Annotated in this window: 2 tRNA genes and 2 rRNA genes; all 4 read right to left on the reverse strand. The window is 48.2% G+C overall.

Going from position 1 to position 2,917, the window contains the following annotated elements:
* A 23S ribosomal RNA gene (locus QUA53_RS28830) occupies nt 1-860 on the reverse strand; the annotation flags it as partial.
* Between the two features lie 238 nt (nt 861-1,098).
* A tRNA-Ala gene (locus tag QUA53_RS28835) sits at nt 1,099-1,172 on the reverse strand.
* Between the two features lie 10 nt (nt 1,173-1,182).
* Nucleotides 1,183-1,257 (reverse strand) — tRNA-Ile (locus QUA53_RS28840).
* A gap of 114 nt (nt 1,258-1,371) precedes the next feature.
* A 16S ribosomal RNA gene (locus QUA53_RS28845) occupies nt 1,372-2,903 on the reverse strand.
* Between the last annotated feature and the right edge of the window lie 14 nt (nt 2,904-2,917).

Below are 2,917 nucleotides of genomic sequence, written 5' to 3' on the forward strand. Positions count from 1 at the left end.
GCTGTTCCTAAAAACATTTCGGGGAGAACGAGCTATCTCTCAGTTTGATTGGCCTTTCACCCCTATCCACAGGTCATCCCAGAGCTTTTCAACGCTCATGAGTTCGGTCCTCCATTCTGTGTTACCAGAACTTCAACCTGCCCATGGATAGATCACAAAGTTTCGCGTCTACCCCCACTGACTAAGCGCCCTATTCGGACTCGCTTTCGCTTCGGCTCCGTTACTTAAGAACTTAACCTCGCCAGTGAGGAGTAACTCGTAGGATCATTATGCAAAAGGCACGCCGTCATCCATTGCTGGACTCCGACCGCTTGTAGGCGTACGGTTTCAGGTACTATTTCACTCCCCTGTTTCGGGGTACTTTTCACCTTTCCCTTACGGTACTGGTTCACTATCGGTGTCTGAGGAGTATTTAGCCTTACCGGATGGTGCCGGCAGATTCAGGCAGGATTCCTCCGGTCCCGCCTTACTCAGGATACTGCTCGTCCTTCTCAATTTCTATCTACAGGGCTATCACCTGCTATGGCCCAACTTTCCAGAAGGTTCAATTTGATGAGAATTTCTAAATGCAGTCCTACAACCCTCAAGCGGCACGCCGCTCAAGTTTGGGCTCTTCCCGTTTCGCTCGCCACTACTCAGGGAATCATTGTTATTTTCTTTTCCTCTCCCTACTTAGATGTTTCAGTTCAGGAGGTTGGCTTCCTTTCGGATAACACACCTTCAGTGTGCTGGGTTTTCCCATTCGGAAATCTTCGGATATAATGCTTGTGTGCAGCTCCCCGAAGCTTATCGCAGCTTACCACGTCCTTCATCGCCTCTCAGACCCTAGGCATCCACCATGCGCCCTTATTCGCTTTAAAAAATTTATCAGTTATGACCTTGCATAAGAGTCATAACCTTCTTGTTATTTGATTTCGCTTTCCCAATATGTCAAAGAGCTAAAGTAAAAGTGTATGAGAATCAAGGTTCAAGAACCAAGATTGAAATACAACTGATACAGTTGCAGATGTTAAGGATTCGATCCTTTTGGCCTGTTGCCAACATCTAATGTTTGAAAGAACTTTAAAAACCGCACCCTCTCACTTATTCTACTTAATGTGGAGGATATCGGAGTCGAACCGATGACCCTCTGCGTGCAAGGCAGATGCTCTAGCCAACTGAGCTAACCCCCCGAGGTTATTGTAGACCCGCCCAGATTTGAACTGGGGACCCCTACATTATCAGTGTAGTGCTCTAACCAGGCTGAGCTACGGATCTATTTAACAATAGCCAATTGGCCTCTACGAATCCATAGCAACTGGCCGAATAATACATATAAGAACTTAATATTTGAAAGAAGAAAAGCAACAGCAGTAAAAAAGCGTACTCTAAAAAGGAGGTATTCCAGCCGCACCTTCCGGTACGGCTACCTTGTTACGACTTAGCCCCAGTCACTAGTTTTACCCTAGGCGGCTCCTTGCGGTTACCGACTTTAGGTACACCCAGCTTCCATGGCTTGACGGGCGGTGTGTGCAAGGTCCGGGAACGTATTCACCGTATCATTGCTGATATACGATTACTAGTGATTCCAGCTTCATGGAGTCGAGTTGCAGACTCCAATCTGAACTGAGAGAGGGTTTTTGGGATTAGCTCCTTATCGCTAAGTGGCAGCCCTTTGTCCCCCCCATTGTAGCACGTGTGTAGCCCTGGGCATAAAGGCCATGATGACTTGACATCATCCCCTCCTTCCTCACGTCTTACGACGGCAGTTTCTTTAGAGTTCCCAGCATTACCTGATGGCAACTAAAGATAGGGGTTGCGCTCGTTGCGGGACTTAACCCAACACCTCACGGCACGAGCTGACGACAGCCATGCAGCACCTTACAAATTGTGTATTGCTACAAAACAGGCTTTCACCTGCGGTCAAAATGCATTCTAGCCCAGGTAAGGTTCCTCGCGTATCATCGAATTAAACCACATGCTCCACCACTTGTGCGGACCCCCGCCAATTCCTTTGAGTTTCAACCTTGCGGTCGTACTTCCCAGGTGGATTACTTAATGCTTTCGCTTAGACACTAACAGTAATATCGCTAATGTCGAGTAATCATCGTTTAGGGCGTGGACTACCAGGGTATCTAATCCTGTTTGATCCCCACGCTTTCGTGCCTCAGTGTCAATGTCTCCGTAGTAAGCTGCCTTCGCAATGGGTGTTCTATGTCATATCTAAGCATTTCACCGCTACATGACATATTCCGCTTACCTCCAGAGAATTCAAGACAAATAGTATCAATGGCAGTTTTCGGGTTAAGCCCAAAGATTTCACCACTGACTTAAATGTCCACCTACGCACCCTTTAAACCCAGTGAATCCGGATAACGCTTGCACCCTCCGTATTACCGCGGCTGCTGGCACGGAGTTAGCCGGTGCTTATTCATCTGGTACCGTCAAGTGACTAAGAATAGCCTTTTTTCGTCCCAGATAAAAGAAGTTTACAATCCAGAGGACCTTAATCCTTCACGCGGCATGGCTGGTTCAGACTTGCGTCCATTGACCAATATTCCTTACTGCTGCCTCCCGTAGGAGTCGGGCCCGTGTCTCAGTGCCCGTGTGGCTGATCATGCTCTCACATCAGCTACTGATCGCAGGCTTGGTGGGCCGTTACCCCGCCAACTACCTAATCAGACGCACGCCCATCTCTAACCGCCGGAGCTTTAATATCGGAGTGATGCCACTCTAATATATTATGGAGTATTAATCCACCTTTCGGTGGGCTATCTTCCAGTTGGAGGGAGGTTGCGTACGTGTTCCGCACCCGTTTGCCGGTCGCCAGCATTTGTATTGCTACAAACCTGCTGCCCCACGACTTGCATGTATTAAGCCTGCCGCTAGCGTTCATCCTGAGCCAGGATCAAACTCTCCATTGTAAATGTTGTTTGAT

This window comes from Microcoleus sp. Pol12B3 (assembly GCF_036701355.1).
Taxonomy (GTDB): domain Bacteria; phylum Cyanobacteriota; class Cyanobacteriia; order Cyanobacteriales; family Microcoleaceae; genus Microcoleus.